General features: G+C 59.6%; 14 protein-coding genes. 1 reads left to right on the top strand and 13 read right to left on the bottom strand.

Annotated features, from left to right (window positions below; translation table 11 throughout):
• Positions 1 to 35 precede the first annotated feature (35 nt).
• Genes CV770_RS01210 through CV770_RS01195 form a run of 4 tightly spaced genes read right to left on the bottom strand, consistent with a single transcriptional unit; the run spans position 36 to position 4,318 of the window.
• Positions 36 to 1,100, bottom strand: a complete 1,065-nt coding sequence (locus CV770_RS01210) for a Gfo/Idh/MocA family protein (protein WP_038948905.1) — start codon at positions 1,098 to 1,100, stop codon at positions 36 to 38.
• Positions 1,101 to 1,140: 40 nt separating this feature from the next.
• Positions 1,141 to 2,403, bottom strand: a complete 1,263-nt coding sequence (wecC, locus tag CV770_RS01205) for a UDP-N-acetyl-D-mannosamine dehydrogenase (RefSeq protein ID WP_038948907.1) — start codon at positions 2,401 to 2,403, stop codon at positions 1,141 to 1,143.
• Entirely contained in the window at positions 2,396 to 3,520 is a 1,125-nt protein-coding gene (gene wecB, locus CV770_RS01200) for a non-hydrolyzing UDP-N-acetylglucosamine 2-epimerase (RefSeq protein WP_038948908.1), read from the bottom strand. Before wecB ends, wecC begins: the two co-directional genes overlap by 8 nt.
• A gap of 3 nt (positions 3,521 to 3,523) precedes the next feature.
• The gene (locus CV770_RS01195) at positions 3,524 to 4,318 is read right to left on the bottom strand and encodes a WecB/TagA/CpsF family glycosyltransferase (protein WP_104461043.1); all 795 of its coding nucleotides are present in this window, start codon (positions 4,316 to 4,318) and stop codon (positions 3,524 to 3,526) included.
• Positions 4,319 to 4,511: 193 nt separating this feature from the next.
• Between CV770_RS01195 and CV770_RS01190 the strand changes: the two genes are divergently transcribed.
• Positions 4,512 to 5,399 (top strand): glycosyltransferase family 2 protein, encoded by an 888-nt coding sequence (locus CV770_RS01190; RefSeq protein ID WP_049806586.1) that lies wholly within the window; start codon positions 4,512 to 4,514, stop codon positions 5,397 to 5,399.
• A 16-nt stretch (positions 5,400 to 5,415) separates the two neighbouring features.
• On the opposite strand, the gene CV770_RS01185 is transcribed toward CV770_RS01190, so the two are convergent.
• The 9 genes from CV770_RS01185 to rfbC all read right to left on the bottom strand — a co-directional run bounded on the left by CV770_RS01185 (position 5,416) and on the right by rfbC (position 20,999).
• Positions 5,416 to 6,588, bottom strand: a complete 1,173-nt coding sequence (locus CV770_RS01185) for a hypothetical protein (protein WP_245453647.1) — start codon at positions 6,586 to 6,588, stop codon at positions 5,416 to 5,418.
• Between the two features lie 24 nt (positions 6,589 to 6,612).
• Positions 6,613 to 8,040: an HlyD family type I secretion periplasmic adaptor subunit gene (locus CV770_RS01180; RefSeq protein WP_244429136.1), complete on the bottom strand. Its 1,428-nt coding sequence runs from the start codon at positions 8,038 to 8,040 to the stop codon at positions 6,613 to 6,615.
• Positions 8,037 to 10,232, bottom strand: coding sequence for a peptidase domain-containing ABC transporter (locus CV770_RS01175; RefSeq protein ID WP_502693580.1), 2,196 nt, complete (start codon positions 10,230 to 10,232; stop codon positions 8,037 to 8,039). Before CV770_RS01175 ends, CV770_RS01180 begins: the two co-directional genes overlap by 4 nt.
• A 1-nt stretch (position 10,233) precedes the next feature.
• The gene (locus tag CV770_RS01170; RefSeq protein WP_038948915.1) at positions 10,234 to 10,554 is read right to left on the bottom strand and encodes a hypothetical protein; all 321 of its coding nucleotides are present in this window, start codon (positions 10,552 to 10,554) and stop codon (positions 10,234 to 10,236) included.
• Between the two features lie 11 nt (positions 10,555 to 10,565).
• A complete protein-coding gene (locus CV770_RS01165; RefSeq protein WP_245453640.1) occupies positions 10,566 to 17,462 on the bottom strand; it encodes a DUF4082 domain-containing protein in 6,897 nt (2,298 codons plus the stop codon).
• A 113-nt stretch (positions 17,463 to 17,575) separates the two neighbouring features.
• Entirely contained in the window at positions 17,576 to 18,463 is an 888-nt protein-coding gene (rfbA, locus tag CV770_RS01160; RefSeq protein WP_038948917.1) for a glucose-1-phosphate thymidylyltransferase RfbA, read from the bottom strand.
• A complete protein-coding gene (rfbD, locus tag CV770_RS01155) occupies positions 18,372 to 19,361 on the bottom strand; it encodes a dTDP-4-dehydrorhamnose reductase (protein ID WP_104461073.1) in 990 nt (329 codons plus the stop codon). Before rfbD ends, rfbA begins: the two co-directional genes overlap by 92 nt.
• Before the next feature lie 7 nt (positions 19,362 to 19,368).
• Entirely contained in the window at positions 19,369 to 20,427 is a 1,059-nt protein-coding gene (gene rfbB, locus CV770_RS01150) for a dTDP-glucose 4,6-dehydratase (RefSeq protein ID WP_104461041.1), read from the bottom strand.
• Between the two features lie 14 nt (positions 20,428 to 20,441).
• The gene (gene rfbC / locus CV770_RS01145) at positions 20,442 to 20,999 is read right to left on the bottom strand and encodes a dTDP-4-dehydrorhamnose 3,5-epimerase (protein WP_104461040.1); all 558 of its coding nucleotides are present in this window, start codon (positions 20,997 to 20,999) and stop codon (positions 20,442 to 20,444) included.
• Positions 21,000 to 21,116: the final 117 nt, after the last annotated feature.

Below are 21,116 nucleotides of genomic sequence, written 5' to 3'. Positions count from 1 at the left end.
GCTCATCTGGCCAACAGCCACGGCCAAGCCGCCCATCAAGCCGTCGCCCGGGCCCGCTCCGGTAGCATCCGCGGCAGTTGCCTTATCGGGATTGGTTTGCCCTGCTTCGCGATTGATCGAGAAGCTGCCTCGAGCACCTCGATCACCCTCAGCCCGGACATGCCGCTGGAGATCGGCCGCGTCCCGGTGCGCACACAGTCGATAAAGTGCTCGACCTCCGTTTGCAGTGCCTCCTTAGGCGAGATATGCGGAGCCCACATGTCACCAGCGCGATATCCAATCCGGAATTGATGGGCACTCTCGGGAGGCCTGTCGAGCGTAATTCCCTTGTCATAGACCTTGATCTTTTCGGTCGGTTCGAGATCGTCATAGACGATCATCTTCTTGCTGCCGCCAATGAAAGTCTGGCGGACTTTGACAGGCGAGAGCCAGTTGACGCTGACATGGGCCACACATGCGTTGGCAAAGAACAATGTGATATGCGCCATGTTTTCCGGCGAACCGACGACATGGCACGATCCCGTTGCCGATACCGCAATCGGCTCCTCATCGAAGATGTGATGAATGATCGAGATGTCATGCACTGCCAGATCCCAGATCACATTTACGTCTTTCTGGAACAATCCGAGGCTCGAGCGTGTGCTATCGTAGTAGTAGACGTCTCCGAGCTCGCTCTTCAGCAACAGCTCACGAATCTTCTGAACCGCCGGGGTATAGAGAAAGGTGTGATCGACCATCAAAATCAGTCCGCGCCGATCCGCCTCGTCGATCAGGCGCATCACCTGCTCTGAACTCGGCGCAAGGGGCTTTTCGACCAACACGTGCTTGCCAGCTCTCAACGCCGCCATTGCCAGCTCGTAATGCGTGTGCACCGGCGTGGCGATGGCGATTGCATCGATCGAGGCGTCCTTCAGCAGGTCGTCATATCGCGCGGTGGTCGCGACCCCCGGGTACTGCTGCCTGATGGCGGCAAGCCTGCCTGGATCAAGGTCGCTCACGCTGACGACGCGGGCGGCGGGATTGATCGAGAAATTGCGAACGAGATTGGGCCCCCAATAGCCGTATCCCACGACCCCGATTCCCAGCTGACTATCTCGCATACTGACCTCGATCCATTCGGGGAAACTACGATTCTGCACGTTAGGTTCGCGCGGGCATATCCTGCCATATGCCTCGCGTATCGATGACGTCGAGGTGCCGGCGCTCCGCCAACGGCACCATTTTGAATTCGTCATGATCGACGAGAAGAACCGCAATTTCGCAGCTCCGGAGGGCCTCATCGATGGTCACGAACGCGACGCGATAATCGGCCAACTGAGACGGCAGACGGCGCAGATTCGGTTCGACGACCTTGATCCGTTCGCCGTATTTGGCCGCGAGATGCGTGGCAATCTCCAAGGCGGGGCTTTCACGCACGTCGTCGACATTCGCCTTGAACGTCAATCCGCAACAGGCAACGTTCGCATAGGGATGATCGTCGATCAGTGCCTCTGCGTTCTCGATGATCTTCCGGGTCTTGGCGTTATTCACCTCGCGGCTTGTTCGCATCACTCGCGCGAGATCGGGCGCAGAGTCGATGATGAACCAGGGGTCGACCGCAATGCAGTGCCCGCCCACGCCCGGGCCCGGCCGCAGTACGTTTACGCGAGGGTGACGGTTGGCGATATCGATCACCTCCCAGACGTTGATATCGAACCTGTCGCAGATCAGCGAGAGTTCGTTGGCAAACGCTATGTTGGTGTCGCGGAAGGCGTTTTCCGTCAGCTTGACCAACTCGGCCGCGCGCGCCGTAGTGCCGACGCAGGCGCCGCGAACAAACATCTTGTAGAAGCGTTGGGCACGCCGCGTGCAGGTTGGCGTAATCCCGCCGATACACCTGTCATTGTTGATAAGCTCGGTCAAGATCCGCCCTGGCAACACGCGTTCGGGACAGTATGCGACGTAGATCGCTCCATCCTCCCGGCCGTTGACGCCAATGTGCAGCTCCGGCCTGCGTTCAACGATGCGCTTTGCGATGGCTTCGGTTGTCCCGATCGGCGATGTCGATTCAAGAATGACAAGATTGCCTGGCGCGAGAAGGTCCACGATGTTGTCGACCGCGGCGTGAACGCTTGCCAGGTCTGGACGGTTATCGTGGTCGATCGGGGTCGGCACCGCGATGATGAACACGTCCGCCGGCTGCGGCTTCCTCGACGTCGTGAGCGCACCGCTCGACACGACCTTGGAGACGAGACCGTCCAGATCGGGCTCGGCGATGTGAATTTTGCCGGATGCAACGGTGTCGACGATGCGTTCGTTTGTATCGATGCCGACCACCTGCAGCCCACGGCTCGCAATCAACGCCGCGGTCGGCAGCCCGATATAGCCAAGCCCAATGACATTTATCTTTTGGAATTCAGGCATCGAGAAGCACCTTCACGATACGCTCGCTCGCGTGCCCGTCACCGAACGGATTGTGCGAACGCGCCATGGCAGCATAAGTCTCGTCATCGTCGAGCAGGCGAAACGTCTCGCCAACGATCCTGTCGTAGTTGGCGCCGACCAGGCGCGCCGTTCCGGCTTCCACGCCTTCGGGACGCTCGGTCGTATCGCGCATTACCAGGACCGGCTTCCCGAAAGTGGGGGCCTCCTCCTGGACACCGCCTGAATCTGTCAGGACCAGATACGACATCGAGAGCAGGCTGACGAAATCAGTGTATTCCTGAGGAGAAATGAGGACGACCCGCGGGTGATCCGACAACCGAGACGCAAACAGGTCGCGGACATTCGGATTCGGGTGCACAGGGAGCACCACGGCGACATCTTCCCGCTGCAGGATGGTCTCAAGCGCGTTAACGATATTGGTGACGCCGCCACCGAAATTCTCCCTGCGGTGGCAAGTCACCAGGATGATGCGCCGATTGCCGTGACGCTTCTTGATGCCGTCCCAGCGACACGCCAGTCCCGGATCGGACTCGACCATGGCTTTCGCGAGGATGAGAGCGTCCACCACCGTGTTTCCGGTCACGTGAATGCGGTCATCAGCCACGTTTTCAGAACGCAAGGCGCGGGCCGCGCGCTCCGTCGGGGCAAAATGTTGATCGGCGATCGAGCCGACGATCTTGCGGTTCACCTCCTCGGGCCACGGAGCGAAGATGTCGCCGCTGCGCAGTCCGGCCTCGATGTGCGAGACCGGTATACGGTGATAATAGGATGCCAGTGCACCCGTCATGGCAGTCGCCGTATCGCCCTGGACAATCACCCTGGTGGGCTTCACCTTTTCGAGGAGTTCGCCGATTTGTCCGAGCAGCCGGGCGGTCAGATGATCCAGCGTCTGGTTTGTCGTCATGACGTTGAGATCAAAATCCGGGACCACGTTGGCCAATTTGAGGACCTGATCAAGCAGCTGCCGGTGCTGTGCGGTCGCACATATCGTTACGGCGATGTCCTTGCGATTCTCAGCCTTGAGTCGGTTGATGACCGGAAACAGCTTGATTGCTTCCGGCCGGGTTCCCAGAAGGATGAAAAAATGCTTGCGCACGCTTCAACCCCCGATCCGGCTCGGACCAGGGGGAACGGCGCCGGGCGCACCGAGCGGGTGCCGAAGCGCCTGCCTGAAGAGCGCTTGCGCCAGCACGCCCGCAAACAGCGCGTTCGTCCTGGCGTATCGCCACCACATCCGCCCGGGCTCCTGATAGATGCGGTACAGCCACTCGAGGCCGAGCTTCTGAAGCCGTACTGGCGCGCGCCGAACGGTACCTGCCAGAACATCGAATGAACCACCCACACCCATGATAAAAGGCACGCCGAGATCATCGCGGTGAGCGGCGAGAAAGCGCTCCTTCCGGGGCGTCGGCATGCCGATGAAGAGGCAATCGGCCCCGCTGGACTGGATGTCCCGTACGACGTCCTTCTCCTGCTCGCGCTTGAAGTAGCCGTCGTGCCAGCCCGCAAAGACAAGCGAGGGATGCCTCTCGCGCGCGCTCTGCATCGCCTGGTGCAGCACGCCGGGGGTCGCTCCCAGGAAATAAGGCTTGAAGCCTTCATGCGCGCATACCGCGAGCAACTCGGCGAGGAGATCCACGCCCGCGACGCGCGACGTGGCCGGAAGTCCCAGCGCTCGAGCGCCCCAAACGATCCCCATGCCGTCGAGGCCGACGACATCGCTGTTGGCGACATCGGCCGCGAGCACGGCATCAGACCTCATATTGACGAATTTGGCGACGTTCAGCGCCACATGTTGCAGCCTTCGCCGGTTGTGCATAGCCCCGCGCGCCAGATCGACGGTTTCTGCCATTGTCAGCAGGTCAACGGGACATCCCAGAAATGAGGCGCGCATTGGAACCTACCTCCCAGAAAAAATACGGTCTGTTTAAGTTTGCATTTAAGATTATTATCTAGATAATACGCACCGGATATTTAATAGCAAGGTTTAAATAGGATAGAATTTGGCGCCAGACAGCGGAATATCAGGCCCTACACGCAAGAGGCGGGCAGCAGATCCAACGTCAATTAAATAGAGGATTTAACTGATGATTTCGGTCGTTATTCCGCATCTCAACCAGCCTGACGCGCTGGAATCCTGCTTGCGAAGCCTGGACGCGCAGACCCTGCCTCGGCACGCGTTCGAGGTCATCGTGGTGGACAACGGCTCGGCAACGCCCCCAACAGACATCGTTGGCGGCCATCCTCGTGTACGGCTGCAGCACGAACCGCATCCGGGTCCCGGTCCGGCGCGAAATGCGGGCGTCGCTGCGGCCAACGGCGAGATCCTCGCTTTCATCGATGCCGATTGCAGGGCCCATCCGGATTGGCTGAGCAGCGTGATGAAATGGTTCAACTTGTCGCCGGCTGGCACAGTTCTCGGGGGCGACGTACGCATTTGGCACCCGGAAAATGCGGAGCTCGACGCCATTGCGGCATACGAGAGCGTCTTCGCTTATCGCTTCAAGCTCTATATCGAGCGCCACGGATATTCCGGCACCGGCAATATGGCGGTGTTTCGCCGCGATTTCGATCGCGTCGGCCCTTTTGCCGGCATTGAGATCGCCGAAGACATGGAGTGGGGAGAGCGTGCGCTGCGCGCGGGACTTCGATTTCGATACACTCCCGAGATGATCGTCTTCCATCCCGCCCGGAGCTCCCTTCGGGAGCTCTACGCCAAATGGGATCGACACATCGCGCACTATCGCAACATGGCGGAAGGCAAGCCTGTTTGGCAATTGCGCTGGCTCGCGCAGGCGTTGCTGGTCTTCGCATCTCTCGCGCCAAACGCTGTGACTGTGCTGACCAGCGACCGCCTCCATGGTAGCGGCGTCCGCCTCAAAGCTATTGCCGTATTGTGTGCCGTCCGGGCGCACCGCGCCATGACGATGATCTCGCACCTGCGGGGCCGGCGAGCAGTCGCTTGGAATCGTTAGTGCGAAGGCAATTCTGTCAGGCGCCGCCGAAGGCACAGTTGTTGGTCAGCCCCGGCAAGTCGGTGCGCCGGCCGAATGACCACAGAATCCAGCCGAGCTCGTAGCTACGGCACTCGAGCCGAACTTCCACGTCAGTGCCGTCGATCAGTCGCTGCCCGTTTCCGAGCCAGGCGTTCTTGACTGCGCGCAATACGCGCGGCGCCTTCGTTGTCAATTCGCCTTTGCGAACCTGCGAGCGGAGGGTCAGGCTCAGTTCAGGCACGAGCATGGCCCGGCCCAGCTGGTTCTGGCCAAGTACCCAGTTGAATCCCTTCACCAGGGCGTCCCGCGATCCCTTCTGCCCAAAGCGCTCCGCCCATTCCAGCAGCGCCGGGGCCATTCCATACTGATGAACCGAATAGACCTCATAGAAATCAAGGACGCGGCCGCTCATCGCGTCGAAAAACCAGGGCCATTCACCTTGTGGGCCTTGAAGCGCTATCAGATTGCGCACGCAAGTATCGGCCATGACAAGCGCGGACGCGTCTCCGGCAAATTCGCCATATTGATAGCAGGCGATCGAGAGATAAGTTTGCGTCGCAAATGACGAGAAGCGGCGGCGAAACCCGAACGGTGCATCGAAGAACAATCCCGATTCGCTGTGGAAGCGTTCCTTCAGGAAACGAAAAAGCGGCCTGGCGTAGCGCCACCACTCGCTCTCGCCTGCCCTCGCCTGAGCCACGACTCCTGTGAGCAGCATGCCAATATCCTGCGCGCGAAAGCTCTTCCACCTGGACTCATCGGCGAGAATGGCTGTCAGCTCGCATTTGACCGGCTCGGGCATTTCGAAGCCGAGTTCGGCGGCGCTCCACAGCGCCATACCGAAGGCGTACTTGCGCACCGGAAGCCTCGTGAGTAGCGAAGTGTTACGGCTGAATATTTCAGGCAGATCAAGACCACTTGGAATTCCAGCGACGCGCGACATTCCGAGTAAGACATTGAGCGTATAGAATACGTCGCTGTTCGGTACCGACTCGTTTGGCGAAGAACGTCCATCGAGATGATAGATGTGCGACCACCGGCGATGTTCAGGCACCCAACAGCGTTCCAGCCCGTTGAGCGCATAGTTCACCAGCGGCGAATTCCGCGAGAGCTTACTCGCCGCCGTGGGCACTACGAGCTTCATCCCAAAATTCGGACTAATGATCATGGTCAATCGCCATCCCAAGCCGGGTTAATATTCACGGATGCTTTCATCCAATCCGCGTAGCAACGGATAGAGGAAATAGGAGATCACGGTGCGCTTGCCGACTTTCAATTCGGCCGTCACCGCCATACCCGGAATCAGTTGAATGCGCTCAGCCGGCAGCCGAAGGTGCGTGTCCGACAAATCGACCAGTACGCGGTAATAGGGAGCTGGCGCGCGGCGCGCACCTTCGGCCTTCGTATCAGGCGAGAACGTGTCCTGACTGATGACGCGGACTTCGCCAGATGCAGTTCCATACTTCTGGAACGGAAATGCTTCGAACTTGATCCGGACCGCTTGTCCAAGCGCGATCTGGCCGATGTCCCGACCCTCGACGTTAACCTCCGCCTGAAGGGGGACGTCACGCGGAACAAGGACGAACAGCGTTTCCGCTTCGCGAACCACCGAGCCAACTGTCCGGTTTGCGATATCCAGCACCACGGCATCTGCCGGCGCCTGCAGGACGATCAGCTGCCGGCGAAGTTCGGCCTTCTTCAATTCCTCTACTGCGCCATTGCGCTTTGGCAACGTCTCCACAAGTTCCTGATAAGTCGTGCGACGAAACTCCTCGGCGAATACCTTCTGATCGGCTCGGGCCTTTTCCAGCCGATGGGTGGTATCGGCGATACTGCCACGGACACGCGCCAGATTGCTCTCGACCTCGAGCCGTGCATCGCGAGACAGCAGGAAGTTCAGCCTCGAACCGACCTCCTTGTCCATCAGCGTGGTGCGCATCGCTTCAATCGAACGCATCGTGTCGAGCCGCTGAAGCAGAACCGCCTCTTCATCCTGCGCTGTCTTGAGATTGGCTCGAGCGGACGCGATCTGCGCGTCGTAGTTCTGGATCTGCGCCTCGTAGGCGGCCTTCCTCTGCAAGAACAACTTACCCTGCAGGACCTGGTCCGCATTTATCAGCTCCTTGACCGCATACTCGGTTCCATTCAATTCGGCGCCAAGGCGATCGATCGACGCATCGAAACCAGCCACTCTGCCACGCAATTGGTCGAAATCCGCCTGCGAGAAGGTCGGATCGAGCGTAGCGAGAACGTCGCCGCGGTTGACGCGATCACCGGCCTTGACGTGGATCGCGCGTATGACCGACGTTTCCAAGGGCTGCACGACGATATTGGGACGTGTCGTGGTCAATTTTCCCTGCGCCGTGACGATCATCTCCACTTGCGAAACGGATGCCCAGGTAATCGCGAAGACGATCAGCGCAAGTATGCCGTAGAGGGTGAGACGCGCGAGCCGCGGCGGCGCTTGCTGCTCGACCTCGGTGGCATCGGACTGGAATTCGGCGATGACTGGCGCTCGCCTCGGCGATGACCTGAATAGCTTTCGCCGTCGCTCGACCGGCCTGGCCGGGACCAGGCCGATCGGCTTCGCATCTGCGCGTGATGGCCTCGTCTCCTTCATGCAATCTGCTTCATCTGTTGGTTCCACAAGTGTCTGTAGATGGTGCATTTCGACAGGAGATGGTCGTGGCGATCCACGTCGACGATTCGGCCGCGGTCCATCACCAGGATCTGACTTGCCTCGGTCAGCATCGACAGCCGATGCGAGACGATGATGACGGTACGCCCTGCTGCCAAACGGCGGAGATTGCGCCGGATGATCATTTCGCTTTCGGAGTCGAGGGCACTCGTCGCTTCATCGAAAATCAAGATTCGTGGATTGACAATCAGAGCCCTCGCGATCGCGAGTCGCTGCTTCTGCCCGCCGGACAGGTTCGAGGCGTCTTCCTCGAGCATGGTGTCGAAGCCACGGGGCAACCTCTCGATGAATTCGTCGGCGCCAGCGAGCTGCGCGGCAGCGACGACCTCGGCAAAGGTCGCGTCACGTTTCACGCAGGCGATATTGTCGCGAACCGTCCCGCGAAACAGGAAGTTGTCCTGTAGGACGATTCCGAGGTTTCGGCGCAGATGTGCGAGGTCTAACTCTCTCGAATCATATCCGTCGATACGCAGCAGCCCCTGCTGCACCGGATACATGCCCGAAATCAGCCTTGTGAGCGTCGTCTTGCCGGAGCCGCTTCGGCCCACGATCCCGAAGATCGAGCCTGGCTCGATGGTGAAGGAGACATCGTCAAGCGCCGGCGCTCCCTCGGCTCCGTAGCGGAAAGAGACACTGTCGAACTCGATTTTGCCGGCGAGGTCGGGCCGCAGCCCATCTTTCCGACCGTCACGTTCAGGCTTCTGATTCATGACCTCGCCGAGCATTTTCACGGCAAGCGCCACTTCCTGGTATTCGTGCACCATGGTCACGAGCTGGACCAGTGGTCCGGAGACCCTGCCGGCCAACATGTTGAAAGCGACCAGCGCGCCGATTGTCATTTCTCCGGCGAAGACATCGAGTGCTCCGACAGAGATGATTCCAAGCGTCATGATCTTCTCGAGAAATCCGGTGAGCGCCTGGGCGCCTGCGGAAATCTTCTCGACACCGAATCGCATGGTCACGGACTGCGCACATCGGCTATCCCAAACCCTGCTCTGCGCTGGCTCCATGCCCAGCGTCTTCACCGTGCGCATACCATGGACTGTTTCGACGAGGAGAGCCTGCCGCGCACCTTCCGCCTGGTAGAGATCGTAAAGACGTCGCCGGAAAGGGCCCATGAGCAGGCCGACAACAGCGCCGCTCGCGGCGGTGAAGGCCAGGACCATCAAAGTCAATTTGACACTGTAGAGCGCAAGGACCGGCAGGAAGACGAACAACGAGAGCGCGTCGAGGGTCGTCAAGAATAGTCGCCCGGTCAGAAACTCGCGGATCCGCGCCGCTTGTTGCATGTGCTTGACCAGTACCCCCGCGGCCATGTGCTCGAAGAAGGTGACTGGCAGCCCGAGGAGATGACCGAACGTCTTCGTCGCAACGCGAATGTCGACCCTGTTGGTCGCATACAGCAGCAAGTAGCGCCGCAGAAAGCCGAATATGGCGTCGAAGACGAGCGCTACGCCTGCTCCTGCCGCGAGTACATAAAGAGTGGTGAAGCTCTCGTGAACCAGAACCTTGTCGATGACGAGCTGGAAAAAGATCGGGACGACGAGGCCCAACGCGTAGAGCAGGATGGCGGCAATGGCGACGTCCCTGAACAGTCGCCATTGAAGAAGCAATTCCGGTACGAACCACCGGAGGCCGAAACTCCTCCGACCATCTTGTGTCAACGGCTCGCGCTTGATCAGGATCGTGTCGCCAGCCCACTGGGCACAGAAGCGGTCGCGATCAACAACCAAGACCTCGTGCTTGCGGTCGGCTAGGGGGTCGAAGATGCTGACGACCTCGGCGCCGTCAGCTCGCCGTCCCGCGCCAAGGACAACGATCCAGTTGCCATTGGCGAGCCTCGCCAGCGCCGGATAGGCTTCTCCGAGACGAATCAGCGCGCCCCAATCCAGTTCCGTGCTTCTCGCGCGCAAGCCCGCATCCTTCGCCATGCGCAACAGAAGATTCAACGAGATCGGGGCGGCTACCGCGTAGGCACGCTTTAAGCGCTCGACTGGCAGATCTATGCCATGGTGACCGGAGACCTTGGACAGGCATTCCAATGCCGTCTGCATTGACAATCCAGGCGCGGGCGTATCCGCGACCTGGTCCTTCGCGCCGCCAGCGACGTCCATTTCAGCGGAAATTCGAAGAGACATTCAGAGACCGTGTGTTGGGCGCCAGCGCATCATGTATTCCCGACGCACCGTTGTGCGACTGAACTGACGGATTCTTCCGGACCACGCCCGCGTCAACTAGGCCCTGAAGCGCCTTCTGCATCACATCGACCGAATTGGCGAAGGATTCGACCGAAAAAATCAATCGCTGCGAAAACACTCGCTTGGGGGCATTGTTTGCGTCGCGCTCCGTCGGAGAAAGACTGACCAGATCGACACGAACGATGGTGCCGCTGACGGTAATTTCTTCGATTCCATCGGTATAAAGTTCGGCGTGCATCTTTACGTCTCCTATGCTGCCAGCTGCGGCCTGAAAACTACGTCAACGCCATAGCTCGTTGAGTTGTAGGTGTTGGTCGGGAATAGGCTGTCCGTCCCGTACGCAAACACACCGTTGCCGCCGATCGATGACGACGATGGGGCCGTCAGCGGTCCGTTGGTAATCGCGTTTGCGAGCAGGCCCGGATCGGCCGCGTAATTCCCGGAGGTGTGATAGGACGCGACGTAAGTCGTTCCCGGCATGATCGTCACGGGCGTGGCAAAATTGACCTGTTGCCAGCCGTCGGCCGTTTCGCTGGTAAAGGTCGCCGTTGCCAGCAAAGTCCCGGTGCTGCTCCAGAGATCCGCGACGTGGCTGCCCGTGTTGGATGGACCCTTGTAAAAGCGAATGCCGACAATATCGCCCGGGGTGGACGCCTGAAACTTGACGCCAAGTTCCACCGACTGTGGATCATTGGCCGCCACAATGCTGGGCTCATCACTTGCGCTGAACAGGCGCACAGTCGTCGAAGACGCAGCGTTCACATCGAGAGAGACGAGTGCGCTGGCGGTACCACTATGGCCGTCGGAGATGCTGTAGTTGAAGGACGCCGATCCCGTGTAGCCGGCCGTAGGAGTGAAGATCACGCTGTTGCTTTGGGCGTTGAAGCTGGCGACCCCGTTCGTACCGCCGCTCGCACCCGTGATCGTGAGCGTATTGCCGTCCGGATCGGTGTCGTTGGCAAGCAGTACCGAGGCCGGAATCGCAAAGGGGACGTTCTGCGTGGCGTCCAAACCGCTGTCGTTCGCAGCGACGGGCGACTGGTTGGCGCCGCCGCTCGAGCTGTTGAACACCACATCGACCCAGTAGTTGCTTGCGCTATAGCTGCTGGTCGGCATCAGATTACTTGTTCCGTAAGTGTAGAGGCCATTGACGCTCGCAGGAGCCGTGAGCGGACCGTTGGTGCGGGCGGTGGTGAAGTAGCTGGTGGTGGAGGCATAGTGGCCGTTGCTGTGATAGCTCGCGACATAGGTGGCGCCGGCCGTGATGGTTACGGGACTGCTGAACGTGACGGTCTGCCAGCCGCTGCTGCCCTCGTTCGTGAAAGTCGCGGTCGCCAGCAGCGCGCCGGTGCTGCTCCACAACGATCCCGTATGAGTGCCGAGGTCATTTGCACTCTTGAAGTACTTGATGCCGGTAATCGTGCCTGCCACGGAGGATGTGAATTGCACGCCGAGATTGACCTGAGATGTGTCCCCATTGGATCGCAGTGCGGGGGTGTCCGAACTCGAGAACAGGCTCACCGTTGACGGAACTGCCGACACTGCGATATTAAATGTCTCACTGCTCGTGAGATTGCCCAGATCGGCAGCAGAGACCGTAACGCTGAGCGTGCCAACGTTCGCAGACGTCGGCGTGCCGCTAAAGGTACGGGTCTGAGCATTGAACGTGAGCCAGGCGGGAAGGGCCGAAGTTGCGGCGTAGGTGAGCGTGTCGCCGGCATCGACATCGGTGAAAGTGCCGGCGGGCAGCGTCAGAGAGAACACGGAGCCCACGGTCGCAGCCTGGCTTCCGGTCTGGATCGCCAGCACCGGCGCGTCGTTGGCGCCGTGAATGGTGACACTAAGGGTGGTCGACGATGCGACGCCGGCGGCGTCCCGCATCGTATAGTTGAAGACATCGCTCAGCGTATTGCTCGACTGCCGCAGGGCCTGCACGGCCGCATCGTTCTCGTTCACCGTATAGGTGAAGGCACCTGAGGCACTGAGCAAGAGCGTGCCGTGTGCGCCCGCGAGAGGCGTATTGAATATCCCGTTGGTCGAGCCGAAGCTGAATGCAGTGACGGTCTTGGTGTCGCCGGAATCGGGATCGATATCGTTGGTCAGCACGTTGCCGATGGCGGGCGAACCGCCAGTGCTGTTGTTCGCGCCGCCCTTCTCGGTCGCATCCGCGCCGTCAGCAACCGCGGTTGGCGGCGTATTATTGGCGGCGGTGGAACCGTTGAAGACAACATCGACCCAATAGTTGGAAGATTTGAAGCTGTTCGTCGGGAACGCGCTTCCGGCTCCGTAAATATAGACTCCGTTGCTGCCGGCCGGTGCCGTCAACTGGCCGTTGGTAAGCGACGTCGCGAAATAGTTCTGGGTACCGGAATAGTTGCCGTTGGTGTGGTAGGACGCGACGTAGGTGGTGCCTGCCGTGATCGCCACAGGGGAGGAGAAGTTGACCTGTTGCCAGCCGCTGGCGGTCTCGCCCGTAAACGTGGCGGTTGCAAGCAGCGTTCCGGTCGAGCTCCAGAGATCCGCAATATGGGAACCGGTATTGAGCGATCCCTTGTAGAAGCGCAGGCCCGTGATCGTCCCGTTCACCGATGCGGTAAACTTGACGCCGACTTCGACCGGGCTGCTATCACCGGAATTGGGAACGCTCGGCGCATCGCTCGTGCCGAACAGGCTCTGCGCGGAGGCCGGATAATTGACCTTGAGCGACACCTGGCCGGACCCGCTTTGGCCGCTCGTGTCCGTGATCGTGTAGCTGAAACTCGCCGCCCCGGCATAGCCGGCGGTGGGCGTGAAGGTCACGGTCTGGTTCTGGGAATTGTAGCTTACGCTTCCATTGGCCGCGTTGCTGACGCTGGTGAGCGAGAAAGCCAATCCGGACGCGTTGGTATCGTTCGCGAGCAGCGTCGATGCCGCAATATTCAGCACGCCATTTTGGCTAACCGTGAAGCCGCTGTCGGCATTCGCTTGCGGCGCGCTGGTTGCGGCGGAGCCGTTGAAGACGACATCGACCCAATAGTTCGAGGATTTGAAGGTATTTGTCGGGAACGCGCTTCCGGATCCGTAGGCATAGACCCCGTTGCTGCCGGCCGGAGCCGTCAACTGGCCGTTGGCAAGCGATGTCGTGAAATAGTTCTGGGTACCGGAATAATTGCCGTTGGTGTGATAGGACGCGACGTAGGTGGTGCCTGCTGTGATCGCGACGGGGGTGGAGAAGTTGACCTGCTGCCAGCCGCTGGCGGTCTCGCCCGTGAACGTGGCGGTTGCAAGCAGGGTTCCGGTCGAGCTCCAGAGATCAGCAATATGGGGACCCGTATTCGACGATCCCTTGTAGAAGCGCAGGCCGGTGATCGTCCCGTTCACGGATGCGGTAAACTTGACGCCGACTTCGATGGGACTGGTATCGCCGCCATTGGGGACGCTCGGCGCATCATTGGTGCCAAACAGGCTCTGCGCCGAGGCCGGATAATTAACCTTGAGCGACACCTGGCCGGTGCCGGTTTGGCCGCTCGTGTCCGTGATCGTGTAGGTGAAACTCCCCGCCCCGGCATAGCCAGCGGTGGGCGTGAAGGTCACGGTCTGGTTCTGCGAATTGTAGCTTACGCTTCCGTTGGCCGCGTTACCGACGCTGGAAATCGAGAAAGTCAGCCCGGACGGGTTGGTGTCGTTCGCGAGCAGCGTTGATGCCGCAATGTTCAGCACACCATTTTGGCTGACCGTGAAACCACCGTCGTCACGAGCTTGCGGCGACGTCTGGCCTGAATCGCTGAAGACGACGTCCACCCAGTAATTCGCGGCGTCGATAGAGGAGACGTTGCTGGGGAAAGTCGGGCTACTGCCGTAGGCATAGACGCCGTTGAGGCTGCTACCGGGCGCGGTGAGCGCACCTTTCGTAATGCCGTCATAGTCGATGAAATAGAAGTCCGTCGAGGAATAGTGGCCGGTGTTGGTGTGATAGGAGGCGACATACGTGACGCCCGCTTGAACATTGACAGGCGTCGCGAAATCAACCTGCTGCCAGCCGCTCGCTGTTTCGTTGCTAAAGGTGGCGCTCGCGAGTAGCGTGCCGTTGGTGGTCCAGAGATCGCCGATGTGGGTGCCGGTATTATCAGGCGCCTTGTAGAACCGAATGCCGGTGATCTTGCCCGACGCGGTAGGAACGAATTTGAGGCCGACTTCAACTGCGCCGGAATCGCCGTTTGAAATCACCGCAGGCGTGTCGGTCGGACTGAAGAGCGACAGGCTGGAAGACGGCGTGACCGTGTAGGTCGTGCCCGTACCAGGTGTTTGCAGGTTCAGGCTGTCGTCGATCGCCCTGGTCTTGAGACTATATGTCCCCTGGGCGCCTGTGATGAACGTATATGACCACGTCACGTTCGCCGCGCCGACGTTGCTGTTGGTTGGATGCCAGGTTGTTCCACCATCCGTGGAGATTTCGACGCCGGCAATCTTTCCAGCCGCGTCAGCAGCCGTACCCGTCACCGTGATCGATTGCCCTTCGACAACGCTGGTAGCCGAGAGATTGCTGATCGCAGAGGTCGGCGCCGTAGTGTCTGTGGACCGGATCGCGGCCACCAGGTTCGCCTGCAGCGTCGCCGGCTGAACCCCCATGTCGGCGAAGAGGTTGACCATCGCCTGCTGGACATTTGGGTCCACTGGAGTCGCAGGTCCGTCGTGGTCGCTGGCAAGCGCCCACGGCCAGTTGATTGAACCGGCTGAGAATATCAGTGCGCCACTAACGGGATCCCGATGCAGCACGAGATTGTGGGTCGCCGTGCCTGCTCCGAACGTGTTGCCGTAATCAAGCAGATACTTTCCGTCCACATTGACTGTCGAAGACGAGACACTGACCAACCCCGCCGGACGGAATCCGTTGTCCGGCGCGACGTCCCATTCAACGCCCAATAGGCCGGGTACGAGCGAGGCGGTCTGTCCGGGTGAGGTTTGCGCGACGGCCGTATTGCGCCAGAAGCGCAACTGGGTCATCGAGTACGGTATCGTGATCGTATCGTACCGGAATGCGTTGACCGCAAACAATGTACCGGTCAATTCATTCGAGGGAAGAGGAGCACCGAACCGCGGGTCAGAGTAGTTGCCGGTCGCCTGTCCTGATGGATCAATCAGCGCATTTGCGTGCGTATCCTTGTAGCTGATGAGCGTGCGGTTGGCTGTTCCACTGCCATCGATGCTGGGTGCCAATCTTGTTTTCCAGAAAATTTCGTTGGCTGTGAGAAACGCAAGGTTCACACCAGCGTGCGCTGCGGCCTCTACGTTGGCGCGCTGAGCTTCGGTCCAGTACTCGTCATGCCCCGCGTCCATGAAGACTTTGTGATTGAGCAACAACGAGCCGTTTGTCGCAGCATCGATTCCGGAAATGTAAGAAACATCGTAACCGTTCTGCTCGAGCCAATAGATGGCCGCAATCTCAGCCGTGAACGGAGAGTCTCCCCCCTCGGAGAAGGTTCCAGTGCCGTCACGCGTCACCAGCGGGCGATTGTAACTGACCGCGTAGGCCGATCCGTTGACGCCCGGTCCGTTTCCGAAATAAAGGTTGGCCCCTCCCCAACCGTTGTAGGCTTGCCAGTCCTCATCACTCGTCTGCAGAACGATATCGCTGTGCGACGCGTCGTTCCGTATGATGAACGGGATCTGGAATATCTCGGTGCCGTTGATGACGTTGGCGATGTAGACGCCCGAGGCCGCATCGGTTGGCACGCTCCAGGAATCGGTTACGCTCCAGTTGCCGGCATCGACGAGACCGGTCGACGGATCACGTAGTGCAGCGGGTTGGACGACCGCGGCTCCGGCCTGATGCTGCAGGCTCGTAACCAGCCTGGCACCATCGCCGCCGTAATAGCCTAGCCGGTAAACATCGACGTGATAGTTCGGGTTGCCCGTCAGATTGTTGATCTTGAATTGGACCGTCCCGCCGACATTGGTGCTGATTGCTGTCGCAAATCCCTGGGTCAGGGTCGAATTATCGCCTGGCTGGATCTCCCAGACACTTCTCGGCGTGCCTGGCTTCTGGTTTTCCAGTACGGTGGGATTCGTGGGTGGATCGGAGACAATAGTGCCTCCCTGCCCATCGCTCTTGAAATTCCAATTCAGGTCCATCCCCGAAAACAGCAAGGTGGCACTTGCGGCACCGTTGCTGAAATCGACCACGCTGATATTCGAACTGTTGTCGTAGTGGACGGTTGCCGACATCGAGGATGTGAAGGGTAGATCCTTCAGGTCGATGAGGTTCCCCGGCGAAAGCGGCGCCCCCGGGGACGAACCTGCGATCAACCCGTGGAACCTGGCCGACTGATCGAGGACCAGCGTGCCAGCTTCCGTGTCGAACGACACGGTTATGCCGGAGAACGATCCATTCAAGAACTGCCCCGAAACCGAAGCTCCGATCTCCAGGATCGCCTTGTCTGCAATTTCGAAAGATCCCGTGCCTTTGACGTCGCCCTTAAAGTCCCCTGTAGCAATGCGATTGCCAAGGAACGCCCCAACTTCGACAGTCCCGTTGTTCAGTACATCGCCTTCGACGACAAAGGGCGACCCGGCACCGATCGAAAGCGTCGCGCCTGCATCAACGACCAGGCTCCCAATATCAACACGGGCAGTGCTGGTGACGACATACGCTCCCGCCGCATCGAGCACCGCGGAGTCAATGACCCCTGGGACGCCGGCGCTCCAGTTCGTAGCGGCATTCCAGACCCCGTCGCTCGAATTGGTCCAGTGGGTGGAGCTCGGCGTCGAAACCGATGATGATGTCGGCGGCGTCCGCTCATTTTCCACAGTTGAGATCGTCGGGACCAAGCCCTGATGGCGGCTCGTCAAAGACGTCGAAGACAGCAGAGCAGACAATCGCGACTGGAAAGATGGGAAGAGACGGGGCAAGGCGCCGCGCAAGTCTGGCAGATCGCCCGAGCGGGCCCCAGACGACGCGCGGGCGAAACCGGCGTCCCCAACTGGAAGCGGCAGACGCGAATCCTCGCTCGCCGAGGGATCAGCAAACGGTTGGCTCCAGAGGACGGATGGATCGGGGCCATCGAACGCATTCCAGAACGCCGATTCTGGCCAAAAGGCGGGGGTAAGTTCCCCTGGGAAAACGGCCCGGGCTCCCCGACCAAAGACGTTCGCCTTTTGCACAAGCATGGCTAAACCGATTAATTAAACGAACCTTATCGATTTAATTCTATTTTAAACCGTCCGTCAATTCAATGTGCACATCATTCAGGTGATTTATAATTATCGGCTTGGTACCGCTATTATTGCGAAGCGTAATGCGGCAGCCGAGTGATTTCGTTCAGATATTTGCCATAACCGCTCTTCTCCAGCGGCTGCGCGAGCGCTAGCACCTGATCACGATTGATGAAGCCGAGTCTGAAGGCGACCTCCTCGAGGCAAGCAATCTTCATTCCCTGCCGCTTTTCTAGGGTTTGCACGAACATCCCTGCGTCGACGAGAGACTCGAACGTGCCGGTATCCAGCCAGGCAAACCCCCGCCCCATGCGCTCGACGTGCAGCGCGCTGGCCGAAAGGTAGCGCATCTGAAGATCGGTAATCTCGAGCTCTCCGCGGGGCGATGGCTCGACGCGACGAGCGTAGCGGACAACCCGGTTGTCGAAAAAATAGAGCCCCGTAATTGCCCAGTTCGAAGCCGGTCGTTTGGGTTTCTCCTCGATCGAGACAGGGCGGTCCGCCTCATCAAACGCGACCACGCCATATCGTTCTGGGTCTCGCACGTGATAAGCGAAAACCGTGGCTCCTTCTTCACGTCCCGCCGCCTTGGCAAGCAGTTCACTCAGGCCATCGCCGAAGAAGATATTGTCCCCAAGCACCATCGCCACACGATCGCTTCCGATGAAATCGGCACCAACGATGAAGGCGTCCGCGAGACCGGCGGGACGGGCTTGTTCGGCGTAGCTGAGCCGAATGCCCCATTGGCTCCCGTCGCCCAGCAACCGCTCGAACTGACACCGGTCGGACGGCGTGGTGATAATCAGAATTTCGCGGATCCCTGCCAACATCAGAGTCGACAGGGGATAATAGATCATGGGCTTGTCATAGATCGGGAGCAACTGCTTGCTGACGACGCGCGTGATCGGATAGAGGCGCGTTCCGCTGCCGCCAGCAAGCACGATTCCCTTCAGCATTGGTTTCTCCTTCTCCGGCTAGCTGATCGAGACAGGCTTCGAGCGAATGGCGCCAGGGCGCCAATCGAATCCCGAACACGCGTTCGGCCTTGGATGAGTCGAGGCGCGAGTTTCGAGGCCGACGCGCAGCGGTCGGAAACTCTTCCGTCGAGATCGCCTCGAGCGCCGGAATCCGCTCTCCGCGACGGGAGCGCGCGTCGAAGATCGCCTGCGCAAAGTCATACCAGTTCGTCTCGCCTCCGCCAGCAAGGTGGAAGATGCCGGCCGTCGCCCTGCGATCGTCCGTTACTGACCGTTCTGCGATCCGAAGCACGGCCTCCGCGAGGTCGAATGCATAGGTCGGATTTCCATGTTGGTCCCGAACAACCCTCACAATGGGCTGGCTCTCACATAGCCGCAGCATCGTTCGAACGAAGTTGCTGCCATGGGGAGAGTAAATCCACGAGCTCCTGATCACGGTTGCGAGCGGGTGCGCGGCCAAAACAGCAGCCTCGCCGGCGAGCTTCGACGCGCCGTAGACATTCAACGGCGCGGGAATGTCACTTTCGTCGTAGGCATCCGGTTTCGCACCGTCGAACACATAGTCGGTCGAGAGATGGATGAGTGGAATGTTCATCTGCCACGCGACATCTGCCAGCGCCGCCGCGCCGTCGCGGTTGATGCTGAACGCTTTCGCTGCTTCGGATTCGGCCTGATCTACCGCGGTGTAGGCTGCCGTATTGATGATCGCAGTCGGCCCGACCGACGCGATGAGCTTGTCGATCCCCTCGCGGTCCTCCAGATCGAGCTCTCGACGCCCGAGGGCCACCACAGGCAGACCGCGCATTGCACCGAGATCAAGAAGACACCTTGCCAACTGACCATTCCGTCCGGCGATGAGGATGGGTCGATCTGTCATCTTCACCTCAGTGTTGGGCAGCCAGGAGACCCAGACGCGCGCCGTCATAGACACCGCAGCGCGCACGCTCCCACCATGCGCGATTCTTGAGATACCATCCGACGGTTTCGGCCAGCCCCTCTTCAAAGGTTCTCGTCGGTTCCCAGCCAAGTTCGCGATGTGCCTTCGACGCGTCGATCGCATAGCGCGCATCGTGTCCCGGACGATCCGGCACGAACGTAACAAGAGATCGTCTCGCTCCCGCGCCCGGCGACAATCGATCCAGCACGTCGCAAATCTGGGTGACGACCTCCAAGTTGGATCGCTGGCTATCTCCTCCAAGATTGTACTTCTCGCCCGGTTTCCCATCGTACAGCAGTCTTATCAAGCCGGTGGCATGATCATCGACGTGAAGCCAGTCGCGAATATTTCTGCCGTCGCCATAGACTGGTAGAGGCTTCCGGTCGATCGCATTGAGGATTGTCAGCGGAATGAGCTTTTCCGGGAACTGGTACGGCCCGTAGTTGTTCGAGCAATTCGATACGATGACCGGCAGACCGTAGGTTCGAAACCACGCGAGCGCGAGGTGGTCCGAGGCGGCCTTGCTGGCCGAATACGGCGAACTGGGCCTGTAGGGCGTGTCCTCGCGAAACAAGTCGTCGGGCCCTAGTGAACCGTAGACTTCGTCCGTCGATACATGGATGAAGCGGAATTTCTTGCGTCTCAGAAGCGGCAGGTGCTCGTAATAGGTCCTGGCGGCCTCCAACAGCGTGTAGGTGCCAACTATATTGGTGTTGACGAAGGCGTCGGGCCGGGTGATCGAACGGTCGACGTGGCTTTCTGCGGCCAGATGTATAACCGCATCCGGCTCGTAATCGGCGAATGCGAGATCCATAACCTCGCGATCGCAGATGTCGGACTGCAGGAACGCATAAGATTCCCGCGTCTCGATGCTCGCCAGCGCGGCTGGGTTGGCTGCGTATGTCAACTTGTCGACGTTGATGACTGCGGCACCAGTCTGCAACACCAGACGGCGACACACCGCAGAACCGATAAAGCCCGCTCCGCCGGTCACCAGGATACGCATTCTACTCGTCTCCACTACTCAAAAGCGAAACCAAGCTGATTAAACGCAGGAAGGGTTTGGTCCTTTGGCGACACCTGAGCCTGAGAGATTGTCACGGGCCACTTGATCGCTAGCGTCGGATCAGCCCAATAGACGCCGCCGTCGTAGCTCGGGGCGTAGACCTGGTCGACCTTGTACAAGACGACGGTCTTGGGTTGCAGCGTACAGAAGCCATGCGCGAACCCCTTCGGAATGAACACCTGCTCACCGCTTTCACTATCCAACTGGATGGCGATATGCTTGCCGAAGTTGGGCGATGACCGCCGGAGATCGACGGCAATATCGAGAATGGCCCCGTTCAACACCCGTATGAGTTTCGCCTGGGCGAAGGGCGGTCGCTGGAAGTGCAGGCCACGCACCGTGCCGATCCGGTCTGAGCTGGACTGATTGTCCTGCAGGAAGTCGTGGAGGATACCCTTTTCGGCAAAAGCTGATCGCTGGAATGTCTCACAGAAGTAGCCGCGGCCGTCGGCAAACCGATCTGTTCGAACTACTTTGACATCAGGGATCGCCAAGGATCGCAGTTCCAGCATTAGGTACTCCTGCCGGCCCTCACTTCAGAATCGGATTTTCCATGCGGGGCGCATAATCCCCGATGGAATTAATTCTTTGCCAGGCCGGCCCGCCTCTAACCATCGCATTATTTTTGA

It is taken from the genome of Bradyrhizobium sp. AC87j1 (assembly GCF_002936975.1).
In the GTDB taxonomy this organism is placed as follows: domain Bacteria; phylum Pseudomonadota; class Alphaproteobacteria; order Rhizobiales; family Xanthobacteraceae; genus Bradyrhizobium; species Bradyrhizobium shewense.
This window is presented reverse-complemented; position numbering and strand designations above follow the sequence as displayed.